This is a genomic window from Marasmitruncus massiliensis, from assembly GCF_900186535.1.
Taxonomy (GTDB): domain Bacteria; phylum Bacillota; class Clostridia; order Oscillospirales; family Ruminococcaceae; genus Anaerotruncus; species Anaerotruncus massiliensis_A.
Genome location: NZ_FYDE01000005.1, coordinates 645,077 through 667,700, shown reverse-complemented (window position 1 = coordinate 667,700; position 22,624 = coordinate 645,077). Strand labels below are relative to the sequence as shown.

The following is a 22,624-nucleotide window of genomic DNA, read 5'->3' as shown; positions in this document are numbered from 1 at the left end:
TGCCGGAAACGGCGGTTTGGCCGCATGCTCAGACTGCCAAACCGCGTCATATTTCCACAGATGAACTTTTAAAGACCAGCCTATTTCCCGGAAAGCTGCGTCTGGAACGATTGGATTTTTTCTTTTGCCACATTAAACTTGTCCAGGCCTTCGGTGCCGCCGTAGAATTGGGGGGACTGATAATATCCTTTTTGGATGTCGGCGGCATAATCGGCGTTTGTGGTTACCACTTTTTCCACGGCCTTTGTGAATTTATCCACGATTGCCTGATCGGTACCCTTGGGGAATGCAAAGAAGTAATAACTCGGAAACGCAATGTCATATCCAAGAGAAGTGAGGGTGGGAATGCCAGTGATAAATTCCGGCTCTTCCTGGGAATCAAGCCCTAAAGCGACGAATTTACCGCTGCTGATGTAATCTTTCACAGAACCGTAAGAGTTAATAATCACGTCGACATGTCCGCCGAGCAGGGCGGCAATACGGTCCGCCGATGCGCCTGCATCAATGATATTACCGTCGATTCCGGCTTTTTGCAGCATCAGCGCAATTACATGGGTGGTAGCGCCGGTATTAGCGGCGATTTTCAGCTTTTTAGGGTTTGCTTTGGAGTATTCGATCAATCCCTCAATATCCTTGACGCCCAGGTCTGGGTTAACGCAGACCACATTCCCAGGGCCCTGTCCAAAAATGCCGGAGAACTCGAAGGCATCGATTCCAAAATCGGTCGCCCCACTCAGCTGATTCGTAATAAACGCTGACGAACTCATCAGAACCGTATACCCATCATTAGCCGATTCCTTTGCCTTCCGGCTGCCGACCGCTCCCCCGTTCCCTTCCGTTGAAACGATAACAGTGTCGACGCCGAGTTCTTTTGTCAAATATTTTGAAATTGTCCTGGCGTTAAAATCGGTATCTCCGCCAGGCGCGAACGGACAGACGATTTGAATCGTCTTTTTCGGCCAGTCCGTTGCGGCCGTAGAGGCTGCACCAGAAGCACCGGCGCTGCCGGGATCGGCCATCTGTTTATATCCGCATCCTGCTAAAAGGGATAATGCCATGAGAACGCTTAAAATAACTGCCGTAATTGTTTTTGACCTTTTCATTTCTTTGAATCCTCCTGTCATGATTGTGTAGTATGTTTTGCAAACTCGCCAACTAAAATAAAAGCAAAATTGGTGCCAAGCAAAAAAGTTTTTATGATTTTTATAAAATTTTATGATAAATGAACTAGAACATCAGCGATATTAGCCTTATTTCAGGGTTCTTGCCGGTAATTAAAAATTTTTCAGATCTTAATCATAGCCGTTTTTCAGTCGGGCGATGGGGAGAAGCTGTTTAATTTTGTTTAAAGATTTAAACATAAACGTTCGGTGTTTTAAAAAATGGACATCAATTTTGACAGCTTGATATGGATTTTCGGACTTTTTCGACTTGGCACGGGAATTGCTGTATATCTATATAAAAACAGGCCCTCAGTCAGGCCGGAAACTTAAGGAGGCAAATCAATGGCTAAAATTAGAAAGGTCGAAGTATTTGATTTCACGTATACGATTGAAGACATGGGTGCGGCGTTTGCAAACGCTCACAACCATGTTGGATACTTAAAAGGCGGAAAACTGCCGGTGTCTAAGTATGCGATTGTTATTGAATGTGAAGATGGGTCACGGGGTGAATATGTAACACAGTGGGGGGGGACGCGCCCCGCTCTGGCCCAGACGCTGCAGCTGGTCTGTGATCTTCCCGGCAAGGATTCCGACATGCGCGAAGCGTTTTACAATGAGTGGAACCGCCGCCTGTGTCATATGGACCATATGGGTCAAGGACCGGTGGATATTGCACTCTGGGATCTTGCGGGCAAGCAGTGCGGCAAATCCATTGCTGGCATGCTGGGGCAGTTCCGCACAAAGATCCCGGCCTACGCCAGTACGTTCCACGGTGATCACTCCGGAATGCTGGACAGCATCGAGGCATTCACGGATTTTGCGGAATACTGCTATAGCATAGGCTTCCGTGCATTCAAGCATCATGGATGGTTCGACGGGGATGCAAAGAAGGAAGCCTCACTCATCTGCAAACTGGGTGAAAAAGTTGGGGACCATATGACGCTGATGTATGATGGGGCCTCTGATTTGCAGACCTTTGCGGATGCGCTTTTTGTCGGAAAAGCCTGTGACGATGCCAACCTTTTCTGGTATGAGGATCCTTATCGCGACAACTCAATGTCCCCGTTCTCGCATCAAAAGCTACGCTCTCTTATTAAAACGCCTCTGCTGATTACGGAACATGTACGTGCGCTGGAAGCAAAATGCGCGTTCGTTCTTGCCGGGGGAACCGATTTTATCCGTGCGGACCCGGAATACGATATGGGTATTACCGGCGCGATCAAAACAGCCCGGATGGCGGAGGCGCTGGGGCTTGACGTCGAGGTCCACGCCTGCGGGCCGGCTCACCGGCAGCTCATCGGCGCGATTCGTAATACGAATTTCTATGAGCTTGCCGAAGTAGGGCCAAAGCTCAAAAATGTCACTCCACCCTGTTATGCCTGTGGATATAAGGACGAACTCGACTCAATCGATGCGGACGGAAACATTTCTATTCCGGACGGCCCGGGACTTGGCGTCACCTATGACTGGGATTGGCTGGAAGCCCATACGACTCAAAAATACATGTTCGGAAAGTAATCGCAACAAATAAGACCCACTTCCCATATTGCAGATTTTTCTGCAGCGCGGCAGCGCGCTGCCTGCAGGCTGAGCCGTCCGGGAAAAACCGGGCGGTTTTCCTACACTTTGACGAATTCCGGGGCTCCTGTGGTCGGATTGTGTTTACAGGAGATATATGATATAATGCAGGCATTTGAACCGCAAAGTCACATGCTGTCTTCAGCATGGTTATAACTATCAGCGATCGATACTATGGAACATGTTTTTAAGTTCTAAAGACAAACGTCTGTAAGGATACTCACTTTAACTGAAGCGTAAGCCGCAATAAAAACGGACCGTCAGGAATCGGCTTATATGGATGGATTTCGATTGGACACCAGCCAGGCCCGACTGTGATGAAGCGTAAAACTGTCACAGTTGGCGCACAACTGTACCGGGGAAACCTGTCTTTTCCCGGCGTATGGCAAATCGGGCTTCTCCGGCCAACAGGGGAGGAACGGAATCTTTTAGAAGGTCCTGTAACAGCCTTTGATTTGCGAGTTGGGAGGGATTTTTACGTCAAGGATCGTAATGATTGCGCAGGGACAGCGGATCGCGGAGATAGGGGTTATTTTGAAAAAAATTCTTCCGGATCCTGAGGATCTGGAAATTATTATCGCACACATGGAAGACGCCGTTCGGATCGCCAAAAGAATGGCAAGCCAGGACGCCGAGGTGATCATCGCCCGCGGTACGACCGCAGACCTTTTAAGGCACTCCAATCTGCCGATTCCGGTGGTTGAAATGCCGGTTAGCAACGTGGAAATCATTGAGAGCATCAAAAAGGCCAGAGAAGCTTCCGGTATGGATGATCCGCTGATCGGCTTTATCGGCTTTAAGAATATCATCGCCGCCTTGAAAAGCTTTTTGGAAATCATGAACATCAAGATAAAGCTTTATGAAATCCATACGACAAAGGACACCCAGGAGCAGATCCTTCAGGCACAGCGGGACCGGGTGGATGTGTTAATCGGCGGGGTGCTCAGCTGCGATATGATCAGAGCCGCCGGAATGAAAGCCGTAACGATCGAGTCATCCTATGAATCCGTATCAGAGTCTTACCGGCAGGCGAAGGAAATGCAACGTGCGGTGACAATTGAAAAGAAAAAGCTGGAAGAGACAAATACGATCTTCAATCTTGTATCCGACGCGATTATCAGCATCGATGAAAATTGCCGGCTGACGCTGATGAATCAATATGCCGAAATCATTCTCGGCCACGAATTCAGGGTCATCAAAGGCAGGCATATCCGCGAAATATTCGACTCAAAAGAAGAGAATATGATCCGTAAGGTCATGGAAACGGGCGAAGAAATTGTGGGGAGCATCGTGGAACTCCAAGGGAGGAAGTATGCCATCCGAATCGTCCCGATCATCCTTGTAAAAAAGACCGCCGGCACCGTTGTGACGCTGCATGAAGTCAACGCGCTTCAGAAAATGGAAGCGATCGTCCGGAGGGGACTTTACCAAAAGGGCAATGTGGCGCAGTACACTTTTGACGATATTAAAGGGGGGTCTGAAGAAATCCGTAGTGCCATCGATACTGCCAGAAATTTCTCCAGGCTGCAGTCCAACGTCCTGATTATTGGAGAAACCGGAACGGGAAAAGAGCTTTTTGCGCAGAGCATCCACAACGCGAGCGTACGGCGTAACGGGCCGTTCGTCGCCGTCAACTGTGGCGCTATTCCGGCAAACCTTATGGAAAGCGAGCTGTTCGGCTATGTGGATGGGGCTTTTACAGGAGCCAAAAAAGGTGGAAAAATGGGACTTTTTGAACTTGCCCACTCCGGGACCATTTTTCTGGACGAAATTTCAGAAATGGACCCTCAGGGACAGGTTATCCTGCTGCGCGCATTGCAGGAAAAACAAATCCGCCGGGTCGGCGGCGACAGCAATATTCCTATCGACGTCCGAATCATTGCAGCCTGCAATACGAATCTGTACGAAAGGGTAAAGCAAAATAAATTTCGGAAGGATCTCTATTACCGCCTCAGTGTACTGGTTATCAAAATTCCTCCCCTGCGCAAAAGGCACGGCGACATTACGAGGCTCTCAAACTATTTCGTTGAATCCTATAATCGGCAGTTCGGAAAAAACATTATTCTTTCAGCCGCGGCACTGCGCGAGCTTGAAAATTTTGAATGGGATGGAAACCTCCGGCAACTGAAAAATTTTTGTGAGAGAGTCACCGCCATATCTGATGACTCAACTGTTGAAAGTTCCTTTATCCGTCAACAACTAAAAAGCAGTTTCGAATTTACTCCAATGACGTCGGAAAAAGAACCAGATTTCTCAAATGCCGGTCCCACGAACCAGGAGATAGCGGTGATCAAGGGAAAACTGTTTACAAAAGCGGAGCTAGACAATGTTTTTCAACAGTGCCGGGGAAATCGGCAACTAATGGCTAGCATGCTTGGCATCAGCAGGACGACCCTTTGGAAATATTTAAAAAAGGCCGGCTTTGATGAGGAACTGAATCAGTAAAAGGTTCACGCCGGCTTTCAATCTTTTAAGGACTAATCTAATAAATCAGCCATAAACGTAGTGACTACTGGGCCAAAGAAACGGATAACAGCCGAAACGGACACAGCGGGAAAACACTGAAAAGCAGTCTGGTGACATCGAAATCCAGGTACCTTGTGACCAAAAAAGCGAATTTGAGTCTCAACTGGTGAAGAAGCACCATACAAACAGAGTGTATTTATCGGTACTAAATGCCAAGACCGGATATTCCAGTTGGAATATCCGGTCCATTTTGTTGCGTCTTTATGTACTTGAAACTCCTTAGCAGTGGCCCGAACAGCGGCGAAACTGGTTAAAAGAACGGCTTGCGCTGTCATCATATGGTTCTTCATGCGCTTACTGGAGCCAGAGTTGGCTAATAACAATTTTCCTGCTTAGATAATCGCTAATTACTATTACGGATTAACAACGTTAATTGGATTTTGATCAATAAATGCCTGTAAATTAGCAACAGCGATATCCATCAACCTTTGGCGGCTTTCTTTGGGCGCCCAAGCAATATGCGGAGTTAAAAAGCAGTTCTTGGCGCTAAGCAGGACATTATCCGCTTTGATCGGTTCGGTGGATACTACGTCCAGACCCGCCGCATAGATTTTTCCGCTGTTTAATGCGTCAGCCAAATCCTGCTCCACTACCAACGGTCCGCGGGACGTATTAAGCAGAATCACACCATTTTTCATCTTTGCAACGGTGTTCTTGTTAATCATTCCCTCCGTCGTCGAAAACAGCGGACAATGCAATGAAATGACATCCGATTCCGACAGCAGTTCATCCAGCCCGACATATTCGGCAAGCTCTGTACCTGCAGCACAGGGATGATCGTCAACCGCCAGAATCCTCATGCCAAAAGCTTTCGCAATCCTGGCAACATTTTGACCGATTCTGCCGAATCCGATGATTCCCATCGTCTTTCCGGCCAGCTCCATAAGCGGATAATTCCAGTAACACCAGTCTTCGCCGGAGGCCCAATCTCCCTCGTGTACCGATAAATCATGAGCACCGACATGATGGCAAATTTCGAGTAAAAGCGCAAAGGTAAACTGAGCTACCGCTGTCGTACCATAAGTCGGAATATTGCAGACCGGAATATTCTTTTCTTTGGCGGCAGCAACGTCTACTACATTATAACCGGTGGCCAACACGCCGATATACTTGATACTTGGGCAAGCTGACAATGTCTCACGCGAAAGCGGCGTCTTGTTTACAATGACAGCCTGCGCGTCACCAATACGCTCAACAATCTGGTTTTCCTGAGTGCGGTCGTAGACCGTGACCCGCCCCAGTCTTTCGAATCCTTCCCAACTCAGGTCGCCCGGATTCTCAGTGTGTCCATCCAAAATAACAATTTTCATCTTTATTTTCCTTTCTGTTACATTACCTTTCAATTCGGGTCTCGATAATTCATTCGTTCTCAGCCACAAAACAGTATATGGCATGCTTAGTTATGATTTGTTGACCAGCCTGTTCCCTAGATTTTATACTTATTGGCGATATCATACTTTTTTATTTTTCGCCAAAGCGTAGTGGTACTGATACCCAGTTCTCTCGCAACATCCGTGCGGCTGCCTTTGTATTTTTCCAGCAGTTCAGAAATGACAGCCGCTTCCGGGTCCTTATAAATAACGGATACTGCTGACGTTTTTACGGGTCGAATGATCGGGTACATCTGGCAATATAGATGATCAATGAAATTCTCATCAACTGATCGGTGCGGCGCGGTCAATACGATTCTTTCAAAAAAGCTGGAAAGCTGATTCAGATTTCCCTCCCACATACAACTTTGCAGTTTTTTCTTCGCGCCCGCCGTCAGTGAAATATATCGCTTATAGCGATCGCAAAACAGCTTCATATAGCGTTCAACCCACATTAAAATATCTTCCGGACGTTCCCGCAGCGGCGGAATATCCAAATAAAGACTATTCAGTGCGTAAAACAGTTCTTTCGAAAATTCGCCATTTTGAACCAGAACAGGAAGATCGTTTCCTGCACATGCAATGACCCTGACATCAACAGGAAGCGGGCGCTGCTCCCCATCGCTGATTACAACACCATCTTTTAGTAAACATAGCAGACGGTATTGGCATGACGGACTCAAGTATTCCACACCATTCAGAAAGATAGTACCCCCATGTGCAGATGAAATAATCCCTTTCCTGGAATTTTGCGGTTGAATTCTGTCGATGAGACCAAACAAAGTATTCAACTGTTCATCACCGAGCGACTGTGCACACCCAACAGATACATATGGTCCGTTTTTACGATCGCCCGCATTGTGGATAGACTGAGCGAATAATTCCTGTTCATTTCCTGATTCACTGCAGATCAGGATAGGAGCATCCGACTGCGCATACAGTCTTGCCATTGCCACCGCGCTTTGCGCCATCTCGGAAGAGCTGTCCAAAACATCAAAATTTGCTTTGGCGAAGTAGCCCTGCTGATACAGCTCTCTTCGTGCGGTTACTCCCATTTCTTCCAATCTTTTTACTTCCTGACAAGAAAAAATGGCGCCGGTTATTTCCACACCAGCTTTAATGGGCGATAAATTTGCGACCATAGATACTTTGTTGATACAAATATAAACGGAATAGATCTCTTTTCCCTCAGCAAGAACAGATTGCAGCGCATACTCATCAAACGCATCGGTCAGTTCGGCAATCGGCCGGCCAATGACCTCCTGAGGATGCCACCCAAGCAGACTTTCTGCAACATGGTTGATAATGACTACCTTGCCTTTGCTGTCCAGCTTTACCAAAACCCCGAAGGAATTGTCCAATAAAGTTTTTAATTCTGCTGTATTGGCCTTTTCCAGATCACTCGCATAAGCTACCCGCTGAGCTACCCGCAGACCTTCACGAATAGAATCTTCCGTGGCAGCAACAAACAGACACGGAATGCCCGACTCCTGTGCCTGCGTAACCGCGACTTCTCCTCCTATAATCAGATCCACTTGATCGTTAACAGCTTCCCTGGCTCGTTCTTTAAGGCTTTCTATGCCATTATAAGAATCCCATACATAATAATATTTGATCGTAACCCCATAAATTTCATCAAAATAGTCCATATTACTGAACATATTTGCATAACCTACAATGCCAAAAACAGGATGCTCTTTCTTAAGCATTTTTTTGCCTTTTTCAACTAATAAACCCATTTCCTGGCCGGTCATCATCATTTCTACTACAGGAACCGTGTTGCTTCTTTTAATTTGTGAGGCCTGAAGTCCTCTTGCAACAATAATATCCGCGCCATTTCGGACGGCTTCCCTTCCACGTTCGATTGCATGTCCGCTGGGTACATATTCCAGTATGGTTACGTTGCGGATCCCCATTTTGTCTATGACTTTCTGGGCCAGTTCTTCCATTTCCATACTAGGCAAAAGATATGCAATATTAGCCATTCATAACCCTCCCTGCCGTATTGTCCGGATAATATCTTCTATTATAAGGGCCAAATAAAAAAAGTAAATACATGATATCCCGGACAGAAAAACACGGACAGGATCTCCTATCTGTCCGTGTTTTCCTCTGGGTGAGGTCAGGAAGCGAGCTTATTCAATTAAAGTACCTGTTTTTGAAATTAATGCCCAACCGTGATATTAGCAATCTTTTCATAATATTTTATGATGCTGCAGTGATCCTCTTTTTCAAGACCGTCCGCTTTTAATGCCTGCATAATTTCCATTACCTGTGATGTTAACGGCAGAGGAACGGATAGCGAATGCGCCGCATTTAAAGCATTCATCAAATCCTTGATGTGCAGCTCAATTCGAAATCCGGGATTAAACTTTCTATCCATTACAAGCGGCGCTTTTGCATCCAGCACAGTAGAACCGGCGAGACCGCCCCGTATAGCCTGATAGACCAATTCAGGGCTCACGCCTGCTTTCGTAGCCAAAATCATTGCTTCCGACATAGCAGCAATATTTAACGCTACGATCACCTGATTCGCCAGCTTTGTAACATTCCCGGCGCCCAGTTCTCCAACATAGACAACCGATCCCGCCATTGCTTTCATTAAATCATAATAGCGGTCAAATGTTGCTTTTTCCCCGCCAACCATGACGGAAATTGTGCCGTCAATTGCCTTCGGTTCGCCGCCGCTGACCGGGGCATCCAGCATATCCACCCCTTTTTCTGCCAAAGCGGCGCCAATCTCTTTACTCGCCATTGGGTCAATGGAGCTCATATCAATGAACGTCAATCCCTGACGTGCTCCTTCTATTATCCCACCTTCGCCAAGTGCAACCGCCTTTACATGTGGTGAATTGGGAAGCATAGTAACCACTACATCGCATTGCTTTGCGATTTCAGATGCGGTCGGAGCTGATGATGCTCCCAACGCAACAAGTTCTTTGACTGCCGACTCATTATAATCCAGTACCGTCAAGTTATAACCAGCTTTCAGCAGATTCTTGCTCATAGGCCGGCCCATAATTCCCAGTCCGATAAATCCAACTTTCATTATTTCATTAACCCCTTTTCCGCTACATTTTAAGTATATATCCGAATCTGCTCTTAATTATAAAGAGCAGAAGTCTATCTTTTCAATTGTCAAATGGAATAAACTTACGCTCCCACTTTTCCTCTTATCCACAACCATTCTGATTTTGCATTATATCGTTCAGATTAGAGTTTCATTTATTTCATTTTACCGGTAAAGTTATAATCTTTTCACAAAGTTCAGATTTATTTACAAAAAATATAATTTTTCCCGTTTTTTATATATGTAATAAATGAAACGAAAAATGAAATGTATTGTTTCATTTTTTTAAATAATATAGGATCAATAGATTCTTGTAAATATTGTTTGGCTTATTTGTCAATTGTCAAACAAAGCCTTGGTCACTATAATGAAATCGAACAAAAGTTATGCTTTTGCGAATGGGTTTCATGGCTTTTTGTACCAAGAAACTTTATTTCAATGAAAGAGGAGTAAAAATGATGAAAAAAGGTTGTAAACTTTTTGCACTTCTGACTTCAGCTGCGATTTTAGCGTCCCTCGGCGGATGCGGGGGAGGAACCAAGACTGACGCTTCCTCGTCTGCTCCTTCCGCGGCTTCTTCCGGGGCAGCAAGTTCTGAAGCTTCGAAGACGGCGGTAAATTATCCTACGAAACCAATCCAAATTATCTGCCCCGTTAAAGCAGGAGGCGATACCGACCGCAACACCCGTGTATTAGCGACCGCGCTGCAGAAATATTTAGACACTCCGGTAGTCGTTACTAATGTTGACGGCGGGGCGACTGTCATGGGTATGCAGCAGTGTTTGGATGCGGCTCCGGATGGATACACACTGGTTGTTAATGGAACCGATATGTTCGTACCTTTTATGATGGGATCTACCGATATCTCCATTGACAGCTTCAAGACGGTGGGCATCCCGCTTGTTGATAACTCCACTGTGCTGGCGGTCAATAAAAATTCCGGCTATACAGATTTGAAGGACCTGGTTGAGAAATCAAAAGCAGCTCCCGATTCTATTGAATATGGCGGCAAAATCGGTGCTACGAACCAAATCTGTGGAGTGGCAATGAATTCTGTTTGGGAATCTAAATTTAAATTTGTGGATGTTGGCAACAACGCAGCAAAAATGACTGCATTACTGGCAGAACAGACCGATGTGGTCAATATCTCTTATTCGCTGGCAAAAGATTATTTCTCTTCCGGAGAATTCGTTCCTTTAGTCCTTCTCGGTGCCGAAAAAAATGAATTGCTGCCCGAAGTGCCGATGGCATCGGATATGGGTTATGAGAATGTTGATTTCAGCAAATTCTTCTGGGTTGGTACTCATCCCGATACTCCTGATGAGGTTGTCGACATTCTTGCTGATGCATTAGAAAAGGCCAGCAAAGATCCGGATTTTGTGGCGAATATGGAAGCTAATTATCTGACTGCAACCTTTATGAGCAAGCAGGCAGCAGCAGACTATGCAAATAAATTTTATGAAGATACAATGCTTCCCTATAAGGATGCGTTCCTGGCCGCGCAATAAACTAGTAGACAGAATTGTTCAATGGTTGCCAAAGCCGGTTTGCAGCTGGTTTTGGCAACTTTTTAAATAATCTTAAAAGCAGGAGGGAATCAATTGAGCAGCATACGAAAAGACCTGTATTCAGGAATTTTTTTCTTTCTTTTCTCCATATTTCTTTATGCAGAATCATTTGCGATTAAATTATCCAAAGCAGATGCACTCGGTCCCCAGTTTTTTCCTCGCATGGTTGCTATTGTAATGGCGGTTTTATCTATTATTCAAATACTCAAATGTATCAAAAAAGCAAGTCAAAAAGAAACTATGCAAAGTGAATCTGCAGTCGAAAAAAAATTTTCTTGGAATCTTCCGCTCATACTGACAATCGTTTTATTAGCAGGCTACTTCCTGCTACTTGAATATGTAGGATTTATTATTCTTACAACGATCTATCTGTTCTGTCAAATTTTCTTGCTTCTCCCAAAAGGGTCGATCAAAAACAAGCGTTATTTAACCATTGCCACCATCATATCGATCGTGGCTCCGGTCTGTATTTATATGCTGTTTTATAAAGTATTCATGATTTTCCTGCCTGCGGGCTTATTAGGTTAAAGGAGGGAACTATATATGGCATTAATAAATGGATTTATTACTGTGTTCCATCCCTTGACCATCAGCCTTCTTTTGGGTGGAACCATTGTGGGTATCGTTTTTGGAGCGATTCCGGGATTGTCGGCATTTACTGCGCTTGCAATTATGCTGCCTTTGACTTTTACCATGGAACCAGTGAATGGAATTGCATTTCTGGTCGCTGTTTACGTGGGGGGCTGTTCAGGCGGGTTGATTTCGGCCATTTTATTAGGTATCCCGGGTACCCCGTCCTCAATCGCAACCTGCTTTGATGGTTATCCGATGGCTCAGAAAGGTCAGGCAAAAAAAGCTTTGGGGGTTGCCGTACTTTTTTCATTCGTTGGCGGCATCTTCAGCGCGATTGTACTGACCTATCTGGGGCCTCTGATTGCTCAGGTTGCACTACGTTTCAGCCCTTATGAATATTTTGCCGTTATTTTACTTGCGCTCACTACTGTATCCTCCCTTTCGGCAGGAAATATCGTCAAGGGTTTGCTTTCCTGCCTGCTCGGCGTGTCTTTAGCATTTGTAGGAATTGACAAGCTGAGCTCTTACACCCGTTATACCTTGGGATTTGGCCAGTTTGACGCCGGTTTCAATCTGGTACCGCTTCTAATTGGTGTGTTCGCAGTTTCTCAGATTATGGAAACCGCCGCTCAGAGAAACACCAAAGAGGCTACCTCCTGTGTTGTCATTCCTCAAACTGATAAAGTGAAAGGATTTGGCATATCATTCAAAGAATTTGTCGCTCAACTGCCAAATGCAATTCCATCTGCACTGATTGGCTTGGTAATTGGTATTTTACCGGGCATTGGTGGAAATGTATCGAATCTGATGTCCTATGCCTATGTAAAAAAGCGCTCCAAGACCCCTGAAAAATTCGGAACGGGGTTTTTGGATGGAATTGTGGCTTCGGAAACAGCCAATAACGCCACAATCGGCGGTGCGCTGATTATTCTTCTCACCCTTGGTATTCCTGGCGATAACGCAACCTCTATGATACTTGCAGGATTTCAGCTGCATGGAATTGCACCCGGACCACTGCTTTTTAAGACCAGTGCGGCACTCGTTTATGCGATTTTCGCTGCATATATTTTGGCAAATATTATAATGTTGATTGGTGAATTTTTTGGCTTGCCGATCTTCGCCAAGGTTCTGTGTGTACCCACAGAATTCCTGCTGCCAATTGTAATTGCTTTCTGTTTTGTTGGTTCTTTCTCAGCAAATAACCGCGTCTTTGACATCATGGTTATGATTCTTTTCGGAATTATTGGATATGTCTTAAAAAAATTTAAATATCCCCTTGCGCCTTTGGTGGTAGGATTTATTCTTGCCCCGCTGCTTGAAGAAAATCTTCGCCGCTCACTTATGCGGACAAACGGTAGCTTTATTCCTATTCTTACCTCACCGATTGCCGCGCTGTTCCTTATTTTAACCTGCGTTGTAATTGTTTTGACTGTGCGCAATGAGCTGAAAGATGCAAAGAAAAAAACGAATCCAAGCGATGCAATTTTGGATTAAAAAGGAGAATGAGATGGAAGACCAACGAATTGAATTTTTAAAAAGAACAGAAACCGGTGCGATCACCGATGGTATGAAATTGATCGGCATTTGCGGCTGGATGGACGGAATTCATCCGGCCAATCCCTCTTCCAAAATCTGCGGGCGGGCGTTCACCCTCCAGTTTTCTACGGTTCGCGATCCTATGCAGAAAACATATAACATGTATGCAGTGTTTGATCAATGCAAACCGGGTGATGTCGTGGTGGTTTCCGCCCCTCACGTCGGCGCCGTAGTCGGAGAAAATATGATGTTTGCGCTGGCCGGCAAGGGAATTGCCGGAATGGTTCTGGATGGAAGAACCCGGGACTGGGGTGTGATTATGGAATCTGGCATACCGCACTTTTCGCGCGGGCCCGCGATTATGGTACCCTCTGATTTTCAAATCACCGCGGTACAGGTTCCGATCGTCTGTGGGGGCGCTGTTGTAGAGCCCGGTGATTATATTGTGGGGGATGTAGACGGCGTGATCTCTCTGCCGCAGGCCAGAATAGACGATGTCATCTACCAGGCAGAGATGGTTTCGCAGGTAGAGCTGGAAATGGATCAGGCCATCAAGCATGGAATCGAAATGCAGGATCTCATTAAGATATCACATAAAAAGAAAGTTACGCGTCCAATTAATGGGGATAAAAAGGAGTAATCATCAATGTCTAATTTGAAACAAAGATTAAAAAACAGGGAACAAATCATAGGAACAATGATCAATATTGTCGATCATCCTGATTTTGTAAAAATTTTTAAAACTTGTGGGTTTGATTATTTTATCATAGATTGTGAACACGGTTATATGGAATATTCTAAAGCCGCAGCAATGATTGCGCTGGCCAAAGAAATGAATATTGCGGCGCTTGTACGCATTCCTCAAGCATCCCGCGAATGCATCATGCGGTTCATGGAAATGGGTGCTGATGGTTTGATGCTGCCCAATACGGACACTGCCGAGCAAGCGCGCCAGATGGTATCCTACGCGAAATATGCCCCTTTGGGCAACCGTGGAATTTCCATGATGCGCGGACATAACGGTTACATACCGGTCGCGTCACCAATAGAATACATGAAAAAAGCGAATGAAGAAACACTGTTAATCGCACAGATCGAATCCGCTCAAAGTATTCAGAATATTGAAGAAATCCTATCTGTCGACGGCATTGATATTGCGTTTATGGGGCCTAACGATCTCTGCCAGAATTTAGGAATTTTTGGACAGCAGGATAACCCGCTTTATATCGAATCTCTTGATAAAGTAATTGCGGCCAGTAAAAAGGCCGGAAAATACTGCGGCACACACGGGATGAATGCATCTGCTCTGAAAAAATGGATCGCAAAGGGAATGACATTCAATTTGTACAGCAACGAGGTATCCATGCTGATGAATGATGCTCAGGCCGCCATTCGTACTTTGAAAGGCTGAACTCATCATACATAGCGTACGCCCTTCTCGCTATATATGAAACAGTCCTGGGGAAATAAGATCCAGTTGTAAGGAAACTGCAAATACGTTGGATTTGCTCAAATAACAGCAGGGCGAACACGGCTGTCACCGAAGAAGTCAAAAAGAACTTCTGAAATACGATCTTATGGTAACATAACAAGAAAGAAGGAGCAAATCCGTGGCTTTACTATCAAAAGAGCAGCTTGAAGAATTGAAACAATTTGATGCACCCACGGTCTGTAATGCGATCGAATTCTTTAATATCAGGCCCAGAACCGCAGGTTTTATGAATGCCGGGATGACCCAGCGTACATGCAAAAGCCAACGCATGGTAGGTTATGCAGTTACGGCAAAGGTAAGTGCGCTGCATCCCGGTGGCGTTGCGGAATTGGATCAATTAATGGCTTATTACGCCGCCGCTCGTGAAATGTATGATCCCACGATTGCAGTCATACAGGATGTGGATTCTTACCCTATCGGATCGTTTTGGGGTGAAGTGCAGGCGACTGTTCATCAGTCGCTTGGCGTAGTGGGAACCATCACGCAGGGAGGCGTAAGGGATCTGGAACCTGTGGATAAAATGGGATTCAGCTTTTTCTCTACTCACCTTCTAGTCTCACATGGTTATACCCATGTTGTGGAATCTGGTTGTAGCGTCGAGGTCTGCGGTCTGACAGTCCAACCGGGCAATTTGCTATTTGCAGATTGTCATGGAGTTGTGGAGATTCCACATGAAATTGCCCCAAGACTGGCGGAAGCCTGCAGGAGGGCTGAAGAAGCCGAATTACCGATGCTGGAACCATGCAGGACAGCAATTCGTGACGGGTATAAGCCAAATGACAAGGAATTGCATGAATGGAGACTCGCAATGATACAAAAACGACAGGGTTTCGAAAAAAGTTTTTAATTAATCTTTAGAATCGAGAACTGCAACAAAACGAAACTGAGCCATTTGAATACTTCCCTGGCCTCTTAGATAATTGAAAAAGCGTGTGCGGCAGAGGGAGTCCTCCTCATTGATGCGCCTGTTTCTGAAAGAAAACCGAGCCCTTCCATACTGGTAAGCATGGCCAGGATTACCGCAATACGCTAGCGGAGTATTATACGATAATTTTTGAAACAAAAATCCGATTAGTATTTGCAAAACATCATAAAAATGAGAGGCTAAATCAAATGAATACTGAATTGATCAAAGGAATTATTCCCCCCATCCTTACCCCAATTGACAAGGATGAACGAATTGATGAAGCAAAGTTGAGAAAACAGGTCAACCACGTCATTGAGGGCGGCGTAAACGGAATCCTTGCCTTTGGAAGCAACGGTGAGTTTTATATGGCAGAAGAAGATGAAATGGAATGCGCTTTAAAAATTATGGTGGACGAAACGAAAGGGCGCATACCGGTATACATGGGAATTGGCGGAATCCAGACAAAGAAATGTATCCGCATTGCCCAGATGGCAGAAAAAGCAGGTGCTTTCGGGGTATCCGTTTTGCAGCCTATGTTTCTCAAACCTACTGAGGAGGAACTGTATCAGCACTTTAAGGCGATTGCGGCTTCCATCTCCGGCACGCCAATGTTGCTCTACAACAATCCTGGAAGAATTGGCTACACATTAAGTTCCAATCTGGTACTTAAGCTTGCGGAAGAGATGAACAATATCGTAGGAATGAAGGATTCCAGCGGTGATATGACACAGACCAGCGAGTTTATCCGCCGTACCCGTCACCTTGATTTCAAGGTGTTTGGCGGCAAGGATACACTGATCTACGGCGCACTGGTTCACGGGGCGGCAGGGGCTGTCGCAACGACTGCGAATATGTTCCCTGAACTGGTAACCTCCATCTACAAAAAGTTTGTCGCGGGGGACTTGAACGGCGCCTTGGAAGCGCAGTATCGACTGAATCCCGTACGCCTGATGATGGATAAGGCAAGCTTCCCTGTTGCCACCAAGGATATGGCAAATATTATGGGGCTGGATGTTGGCGATCCTTATCGCCCGAATCTGCCAACAAAAGGCACAATTCTGGAACAGATGAGAGATGAGATCAAGAAAGCTGGTTTATTATAATATGAAAATACCCACTGGTCACAAAATGCCATTAAGATCAGGCAGGGAAAGCATTGTCCAAATCAGGTTAAGATAAAATATTGGGCAGTGGGCAAGCCGCTATTATAGACAAAATGGAACGGCTATTCTGCCGGTCTTCAAAGAACCTTATAGTAAAGGCGCCTCATGATACATTTCTTTCGCGTTTTGAAATCAGGTTCCCATTCCTCCATATGCGCCTCTATCTAGCCGGTCGTCATCTCCTTGGCATACATGAGACCGCCCCCAATTTTGTGTAAACCACCGTTATGGTATAAAATAGAAGCACCACAATGGAGGTTTACATTATGGCAAAAAAGAATCGAATCCCGGAAGAAAATGAGCGTCGCCGAGTTCATGGAGAACAGCTTGGAGGCGGCTGGATGACGAACTGGGCTATAGCAAGTACGACTACAAGAACAAGGACACGGATAACAGCTGGAACGAGCACAGCAGCAAAACTTTGCGCACGAGCTTTGGAGATGTAGACGTCTCTGTTCCTCGAGACCGTAAGGGCGAGTTTGAGCTGCAGGTTTCGAAAAAGAATCAGACCAGTGTGAGCCAGGACATCCAGGAAACGATCCTGTCCATGCACGCCAAAGGCATGACCACCGGCAACATAGAAGCCCATATCCAGGATATTTACGGAATAGAGGTTTCAGATACCACCATCAGCCGTAGCACTACTATGATCGGTTCGATGCACTGAGACTCGGAAAAGAGCTTGAAAAGGCCCGTTTTGCATGGCCGGAGGAACCGATGGATGAATACAATGTGAGTTTCTACAAATGGCTGTGCGATCATCTGGAACTCCCGGAGAATATTATGAATATGGGCTTGTCCATCCGTTTTTCGACTGGGCAACTCCGCCGTGGCTCAATCGGAGCATTGACGAACTGGACGGAGCAGGGAATGTCCTCGTTCCGCAGACCCCCGGTATGGGTTGGGACATCAATTTTGATTATATCAGGGATCATCTGATCCGCAAATAACATCCTCTAAACAGCTAGCTGTACTTTTCTGTACAGCTGGCTGTTTGCTGTTATAGCTTTGGCGAAAAATAATCATCAACCATACTGGTGAGAATGAAAAATCTTCAAACGATACTGTGCCATTGAATCCGAATGAAGTGAATGGAAAACAAACTGTTAATATTGTTCAGTCAACTGCCGACAATTCTCATGTTCTTCTTTGGTGCGCGGGTGTACTCGAATCTGATACAAAAGCTGATCCAACAATCTTTTTCGTTCTTCTTTCTTTGATTCCTACCGGCACAGAGTCAGCTGGATTTTCGGGTATAAAAAATATTTGGATGTATCATCTATTTTTTTCTATTTTAATTTATATAATATATAAAAATGTTTTATATTTAATTGACTATTTAAATTAATAATGCTATTATTACACATAAATTGATGTAATTTGAATATTACATCTAAATTTTTTCAATGTATTGAAAGGGGAATTTTATGAAAAAATTGATTTTAGCTATTCTCAGCCTTTGTATCTGCGGCAGTTTGATGACTGGGTGCAGCCAAACTGTCAGCATGAGCGACTCTGCGGTAAGTGCCCCAACTTCCAGCAATCAAACAGAAACTCCCGGCGTCCTTCCAAAAAGCTATGATTTGCTAATGACCCTTGGTACGGAAACCAGCTCCACCTATTCTATGGGAGTACAGATCGGCGAATATTTCAACTCCATTGCTCCCGATATCCGTTGTACAGTCAAAACCGGTGCGGCCTCCTCAAATATTGAGTTAGTCAATGCGGGACAAACCGTCATTGCTCACACCCAAAGCGATCTTCTCTATGAAGCAGCCAACGGCATCGGGAATTTCAACGAGAAGAAGGACAGTGTCTACGGGGTGTGCACGATTATGGAATCCATGTTCCACCTGGCCGTTTCACCCGACGTACCTGTGGATTCTTTGGACCAGTTAATTGAGCAAAAATACCCCTTAAAAATTTCCGTCGGTACTCAGGGTTCGGGAATCGAGAGTCTGTTTCGAAAAATTCTTTCTACCTATGGTGTTACATATGACGATATTAAATCCTGGGGAGGTAAAATTGAATTTCTCGGTATGAGTGATGCCTCGGACGCCTTTAAGGACGGGCAGCTAAATGCCGTTACCATTTTGGCTGGCGTTCCTTACTCCGGTATCACGGAAGTCGCTACCAGCAGCGAGCTCAAATTTCTGGACGTGCCCCAGAAAGTCAAAGACCAGCTCCTCACCCAAGGTTATCTGAGCAAGACCATCCCGGCAGGAAGTTATAAGGGACAGGATCAGGACATTTCAACCGTCGGCGTATCCATATCCATTATAGCCAGCAAAAACGCCAATGAAGCTGTCATCTATGAGCTAACCAAGTATCTGAATTCGGAAGAGGGGATTACCGCCATGTCAGCCGTCAATTCCGGATTTGCCGATTACATGAAGGGGCCGAAAACCGGTGTGGCCGGCATGGACATCCCTCTTCATCCCGGTGCCGAGCGTTATTACAAAGAAGCCGGTGTAGCCTGAGCCTCGCACCGCAGGTCAATGAGCCTGGGGCTTTTCAGCTTGATGCTCTTTGCTACCATTGCAACAGGAAAGGACGCTTCGTATGGAAATGACCAAACAAACGCTTGAATGCAAGCCTCGTTTATCCCTGTCCGAGCTTTCAAAATATGTTATCTTTTTTATAGGCCTCGCTGCCGCCATATTTCATATTTATGTTTCTTCCACCGGCGTTTTAGAGGCCTATAAAATGCGAACCCTGCACATGATGTTCATGCTTCCCATGGCTTTTCTCATGTTTCCGATGAGCAAAAAGGGGTATTTCGCCAAGCAGACCTGGCTGGATTTCTTATGGTTTTTTGCCACACTGTTCAGTCTCATCTACCTGAGTCAAATTGCTTACGGACGACTGATCATGCGTATTCCGTTTGTAACACCTTTCTATTATATTGACTTTATCGTCTCTGTCTTTCTGGTGGTTGCGGTTTTGGAAGCCACCCGCCGTGCAGTAGGCTGGGGTATGGTGATTATCTGCATTGCTGCCCTGGCGTACGCTTTTCTTGGCAACCGTATCCAAGGGGATTTTGGCTACACCGGAACCACGCTTTTGCGTATGGCGGAGCAGATGTGCTTATCCACCGGAGGCATCTTCGGCTCTACCGTTGCCGCATCCGCCACCTTTATCTTCATGTTTATGCTTTTCGGAGAGTTCCTTCAATTTTCAGGCGCTGGACAATTCTTTATCGACATTGCCTTTGCACTCACGGGCAAAGCCCGTGGCGGCCCGGCCAAAATGGCTGTTGTTGCCAGCTGCCTCATGGGCACTGTTTCGGGAAGCTCCACAGCCAATGTGACTTCCACCGGAACTTACACAATTCCACTGATGAAAAAGGTCGGCTACCGGCCGGTCTTTGCCGGAGCAGTTGAGGCATCCGCCTCAACCGGTGGGCAAATTCTTCCTCCTGTCATGGGCGCGGCATCCTTCCTGCTGGCAGAATATGTGGGAATTTCCTATATCACTCTGTGTGCTGCGGCGGCAGTTCCAGCCATTCTTTACTTTGTCGCAGTGTTTTGTGCGGTTCATTTCGAGGCCGTGCGTACCAATCTAAAGGGTGCCGAAAATGAAAATGGTCTTCCTTGGACAAAAATTCTTTTAACGCAAGGCTATCTTGCCTTGCCTTTGGCGGTAATCATTGTGACCATGGTACTGGGGGTACCCGCTTACCGTGCCGCACTCTACTCTATCGTGAGCTGCGTGATTCTCGTTCTCATTAACAGCATTCTGACCGGACGTCGGGTCAGCGTTCGGGAATTTGTGGTCTGCCTGGCCAAAGGGGCCAAAGGCGGAGTCATGATCGCTGTTACCTGTGCTGCCGCCGGCATCATCATCGGCGTATCAAGTGAAACCGGTATCGGTATAAAATTTGCAAGCGCTATTATCCGGCTTGCCCATGGAAACCTTTTCCTGATTCTCCCCATGGTAATGCTGGCGAGCCTTGTTCTGGGCATGGGGCTGCCTACAAGCGCAGCCTACATCATGGTGGCATCCATTGCTGTTCCCGCGCTGACCCAGATGGGGATTAATGTTCTGGCCGCGCATTTGTTTGCCCTCTATTTCGGTGTGTTTTCGGGTATTACTCCTCCGGTGGCCATTTCTGCATTCGCCGCTGCCGGACTGGCGGGATCCAAGCCTATGCAGACAGGAGGGCTTGCCATGTGGATTTCTCTTCCCGCCTTTATTATCCCCTACGCTTTAATTTTCAATAATGCTCTTATCCTGCAGGGAACCCTGCTCGAAATTTTTGGTATCATCCTTATTACCCTTGTTGGCGTCTGGGGGATCGCCGCCGGAGCCATCGGATGCATGTTTATTCCTCTCCGCGGGATCTCACGAACAATCATTCTTGCTTGCTCCATTGTAATGGTGGTGACTCCTCAGATGATGATCACCTTGGTGTGCTGTGCAGCGGTAATAGCTATCTCCGTCCTAAACCTCTGGCAAGCTCACCATAATAAAAATGAGATGCAAACGGAGGAGAGTCCGGCATGAAAATTGCAAAAATTGAAGCATTTCCAATAAAGATCAGAAAAGACCATGTTTATCTAGGCAACAGCTCTGCTTTGGATACTCCCTACGACTATTATCTTCGACCCTCCTATCGCTGTCCCTACTCCAAAAATATGGAGACACTCCTGGTGAAAATCACGACCGACGATGGCATCGAAGGATGGGGAGAAGCGCTCGCCCCTGTGGTTCCGGAAGTCGCCGGGATCATCATCGAGCGGATGTTCACTCCTTTCCTTCTGGGCCGGGAGGCAACGGATATCGATGTAATCTGGAATCTCCTCTACGACACGATGCGCGACCGGGGCTATTTCACCGGATTTATGGTGGATGCCGTTTCCGCTGTAGACATCGCCCTTTGGGATATTGCCGGAAAATACTATAAACAGCCGATCTACAAGCTGTTGGGCGGAGCCTATCGGACAAATGTGCCGGCCTACATATCCGGACTGCCAGTGGAATCGCTGGAGGAAAAAGTAAATCTGGCACGGGAATGGAAAGCTAAGGGTTTTACCGCCATCAAGCTGCACATCGGTTACGGGATGCAGGAGGACATTCGAATTATGACCGCTCTGCGGGAAGCGCTCGGACCCGATTTTGGCCTGATGATCGATGCGCATTGGAATTACACCGTTGCCGACGCGGTACAACTGGGCCGGGCCATGGAAGCGCTGCATGTACGCTTTCTGGAATGCCCCTTAGACCCTGAGGATATCGACGGTTACGCACAGCTTAGCCATTCTCTGGACATCCCTGTGGCACTGGGGGAAAGCGATCGGACCCACTTTCAGTACTGCGAGCACCTTGTGCGCAACAGCTGCGACATTCTCCAGCCCGATGTGGGCCGCACTGGTATAACCGAGCTGATGCGCATCACAAAACTGGCTGACACCTTCCATAAAAAAGTTGCTCCCCACCTCAGTGTGGGACAGGGGGTATGTATCGCCGCAACCCTTCAATGCTGTGCCGCGATGTACAACTTCTATGGCCTGCAGGAGTATCAACCGAGTATACTTCCTGTCGCCAATGAATTTTTGAATGCTCCCATCACGTGTGAAAACGGAATCTTCGCCGTACCGGACGGTTTCGGACTAGGTATTTCTCTGGACGAAGACAGGGTTCGTCATCACGCAGTAAAACTATGAATTGAGGTATCC

Annotated in this window: 17 protein-coding genes and 2 pseudogenes; 15 read left to right on the top strand and 4 right to left on the bottom strand. The window is 46.3% G+C overall.

What is annotated here, in order from left to right; all coding sequences use genetic code 11:
• Positions 1-80: 80 nt before the first annotated feature.
• The gene (locus C1A10_RS11235) at positions 81-1,103 is read right to left on the bottom strand and encodes a tripartite tricarboxylate transporter substrate binding protein (protein WP_180951106.1); all 1,023 of its coding nucleotides are present in this window, start codon (positions 1,101-1,103) and stop codon (positions 81-83) included.
• A gap of 402 nt (positions 1,104-1,505) precedes the next feature.
• On the opposite strand from C1A10_RS11235, the gene C1A10_RS11230 reads away from it, so the two are divergent.
• The 3 genes and pseudogenes from C1A10_RS11230 to C1A10_RS18985 form a co-directional block, all read left to right on the top strand.
• Positions 1,506-2,681, top strand: coding sequence for an enolase C-terminal domain-like protein (locus tag C1A10_RS11230; RefSeq protein WP_101910349.1), 1,176 nt, complete (start codon positions 1,506-1,508; stop codon positions 2,679-2,681).
• Positions 2,682-3,275: 594 nt separating this feature from the next.
• Positions 3,276-5,186, top strand: coding sequence for a sigma 54-interacting transcriptional regulator (locus tag C1A10_RS11225; protein WP_180951105.1), 1,911 nt, complete (start codon positions 3,276-3,278; stop codon positions 5,184-5,186).
• Between the two features lie 62 nt (positions 5,187-5,248).
• Positions 5,249-5,385 (top strand): annotated as a pseudogene (locus tag C1A10_RS18985) (transposase); the annotation flags it as partial.
• Positions 5,386-5,620: 235 nt separating this feature from the next.
• On the opposite strand, the gene C1A10_RS11220 reads toward C1A10_RS18985, so the two are convergent.
• The 3 genes from C1A10_RS11220 to garR form a co-directional block, all read right to left on the bottom strand.
• Entirely contained in the window at positions 5,621-6,577 is a 957-nt protein-coding gene (locus C1A10_RS11220; RefSeq protein WP_101910347.1) for a D-2-hydroxyacid dehydrogenase, read from the bottom strand.
• A 116-nt stretch (positions 6,578-6,693) separates the two neighbouring features.
• On the bottom strand, positions 6,694-8,622 hold the full coding sequence (locus C1A10_RS11215) for a sigma 54-interacting transcriptional regulator (RefSeq protein WP_101910346.1): 1,929 nt from the start codon (positions 8,620-8,622) through the stop codon (positions 6,694-6,696).
• 179 nt (positions 8,623-8,801) lie between these two features.
• A complete protein-coding gene (gene garR, locus C1A10_RS11210) occupies positions 8,802-9,686 on the bottom strand; it encodes a 2-hydroxy-3-oxopropionate reductase (RefSeq protein WP_101910345.1) in 885 nt (294 codons plus the stop codon).
• 476 nt (positions 9,687-10,162) lie between these two features.
• Here garR and C1A10_RS11205 point away from each other — a divergent pair, with 476 nt between their 5' ends.
• From C1A10_RS11205 to C1A10_RS11150, 12 genes and pseudogenes are all read left to right on the top strand, one after another.
• Complete coding sequence (locus tag C1A10_RS11205; protein ID WP_180951104.1) at positions 10,163-11,215, top strand: tripartite tricarboxylate transporter substrate binding protein; 1,053 nt, start codon at positions 10,163-10,165, stop codon at positions 11,213-11,215.
• 93 nt (positions 11,216-11,308) lie between these two features.
• Positions 11,309-11,803 carry a tripartite tricarboxylate transporter TctB family protein gene (locus C1A10_RS11200; RefSeq protein WP_180951103.1) on the top strand — a complete coding sequence of 165 codons (495 nt, stop codon included), beginning with the start codon at positions 11,309-11,311 and terminating at the stop codon, positions 11,801-11,803.
• Between the two features lie 15 nt (positions 11,804-11,818).
• Complete coding sequence (locus C1A10_RS11195; RefSeq protein ID WP_101910342.1) at positions 11,819-13,342, top strand: tripartite tricarboxylate transporter permease; 1,524 nt, start codon at positions 11,819-11,821, stop codon at positions 13,340-13,342.
• 13 nt (positions 13,343-13,355) lie between these two features.
• Entirely contained in the window at positions 13,356-14,024 is a 669-nt protein-coding gene (locus tag C1A10_RS11190; RefSeq protein ID WP_180951102.1) for an RraA family protein, read from the top strand.
• A gap of 6 nt (positions 14,025-14,030) precedes the next feature.
• Positions 14,031-14,795: an HpcH/HpaI aldolase family protein gene (locus tag C1A10_RS11185; protein ID WP_101910340.1), complete on the top strand. Its 765-nt coding sequence runs from the start codon at positions 14,031-14,033 to the stop codon at positions 14,793-14,795.
• Positions 14,796-14,994: 199 nt separating this feature from the next.
• Positions 14,995-15,723 carry an RraA family protein gene (locus C1A10_RS11180; protein ID WP_101910339.1) on the top strand — a complete coding sequence of 243 codons (729 nt, stop codon included), beginning with the start codon at positions 14,995-14,997 and terminating at the stop codon, positions 15,721-15,723.
• 266 nt (positions 15,724-15,989) lie between these two features.
• The gene (locus tag C1A10_RS11175; RefSeq protein WP_101910338.1) at positions 15,990-16,886 is read left to right on the top strand and encodes a dihydrodipicolinate synthase family protein; all 897 of its coding nucleotides are present in this window, start codon (positions 15,990-15,992) and stop codon (positions 16,884-16,886) included.
• Between the two features lie 363 nt (positions 16,887-17,249).
• Positions 17,250-17,598, top strand: a pseudogene (locus C1A10_RS11170) (transposase); the annotation flags it as partial.
• 94 nt (positions 17,599-17,692) lie between these two features.
• Entirely contained in the window at positions 17,693-17,896 is a 204-nt protein-coding gene (locus C1A10_RS11165; RefSeq protein WP_101910336.1) for a hypothetical protein, read from the top strand.
• A 477-nt stretch (positions 17,897-18,373) separates the two neighbouring features.
• The gene (locus tag C1A10_RS11160) at positions 18,374-19,426 is read left to right on the top strand and encodes a TAXI family TRAP transporter solute-binding subunit (RefSeq protein WP_101910335.1); all 1,053 of its coding nucleotides are present in this window, start codon (positions 18,374-18,376) and stop codon (positions 19,424-19,426) included.
• A gap of 82 nt (positions 19,427-19,508) precedes the next feature.
• Complete coding sequence (locus C1A10_RS11155) at positions 19,509-21,452, top strand: TRAP transporter permease (RefSeq protein WP_101910334.1); 1,944 nt, start codon at positions 19,509-19,511, stop codon at positions 21,450-21,452.
• Entirely contained in the window at positions 21,449-22,612 is a 1,164-nt protein-coding gene (locus C1A10_RS11150) for a mandelate racemase/muconate lactonizing enzyme family protein (RefSeq protein ID WP_101910333.1), read from the top strand. The genes C1A10_RS11155 and C1A10_RS11150 overlap by 4 nt, the downstream gene beginning before the upstream one ends.
• The last annotated feature ends 12 nt before the right edge of the window (positions 22,613-22,624 follow it).

Excerpts from the sequence above, each read along its gene's own strand:
- C1A10_RS11155 (WP_101910334.1), top strand. The coding sequence starts at position 19,509 with ATGGAAATGACCAAACAAACGCTTGAATGCAAGCCTCGTTTATCCCTG.
- C1A10_RS11160 (WP_101910335.1), top strand. The coding sequence starts at position 18,374 with ATGAAAAAATTGATTTTAGCTATTCTCAGCCTTTGTATCTGCGGCAGT.
- C1A10_RS11185 (WP_101910340.1), top strand. The coding sequence starts at position 14,031 with ATGTCTAATTTGAAACAAAGATTAAAAAACAGGGAACAAATCATAGGA.
- C1A10_RS11195 (WP_101910342.1), top strand. The coding sequence starts at position 11,819 with ATGGCATTAATAAATGGATTTATTACTGTGTTCCATCCCTTGACCATC.
- C1A10_RS11205 (WP_180951104.1), top strand. The coding sequence starts at position 10,163 with ATGATGAAAAAAGGTTGTAAACTTTTTGCACTTCTGACTTCAGCTGCG.
- C1A10_RS11150 (WP_101910333.1), top strand. The coding sequence starts at position 21,449 with ATGAAAATTGCAAAAATTGAAGCATTTCCAATAAAGATCAGAAAAGAC.
- C1A10_RS11220 (WP_101910347.1), bottom strand. The coding sequence starts at position 6,577 with ATGAAAATTGTTATTTTGGATGGACACACTGAGAATCCGGGCGACCTG.
- C1A10_RS11230 (WP_101910349.1), top strand. The coding sequence starts at position 1,506 with ATGGCTAAAATTAGAAAGGTCGAAGTATTTGATTTCACGTATACGATT.
- C1A10_RS11165 (WP_101910336.1), top strand. The coding sequence starts at position 17,693 with ATGGCTGTGCGATCATCTGGAACTCCCGGAGAATATTATGAATATGGG.
- C1A10_RS11190 (WP_180951102.1), top strand. The coding sequence starts at position 13,356 with ATGGAAGACCAACGAATTGAATTTTTAAAAAGAACAGAAACCGGTGCG.
- C1A10_RS11175 (WP_101910338.1), top strand. The coding sequence starts at position 15,990 with ATGAATACTGAATTGATCAAAGGAATTATTCCCCCCATCCTTACCCCA.
- C1A10_RS11235 (WP_180951106.1), bottom strand. The coding sequence starts at position 1,103 with ATGAAAAGGTCAAAAACAATTACGGCAGTTATTTTAAGCGTTCTCATG.
- garR (WP_101910345.1), bottom strand. The coding sequence starts at position 9,686 with ATGAAAGTTGGATTTATCGGACTGGGAATTATGGGCCGGCCTATGAGC.
- C1A10_RS11215 (WP_101910346.1), bottom strand. The coding sequence starts at position 8,622 with ATGGCTAATATTGCATATCTTTTGCCTAGTATGGAAATGGAAGAACTG.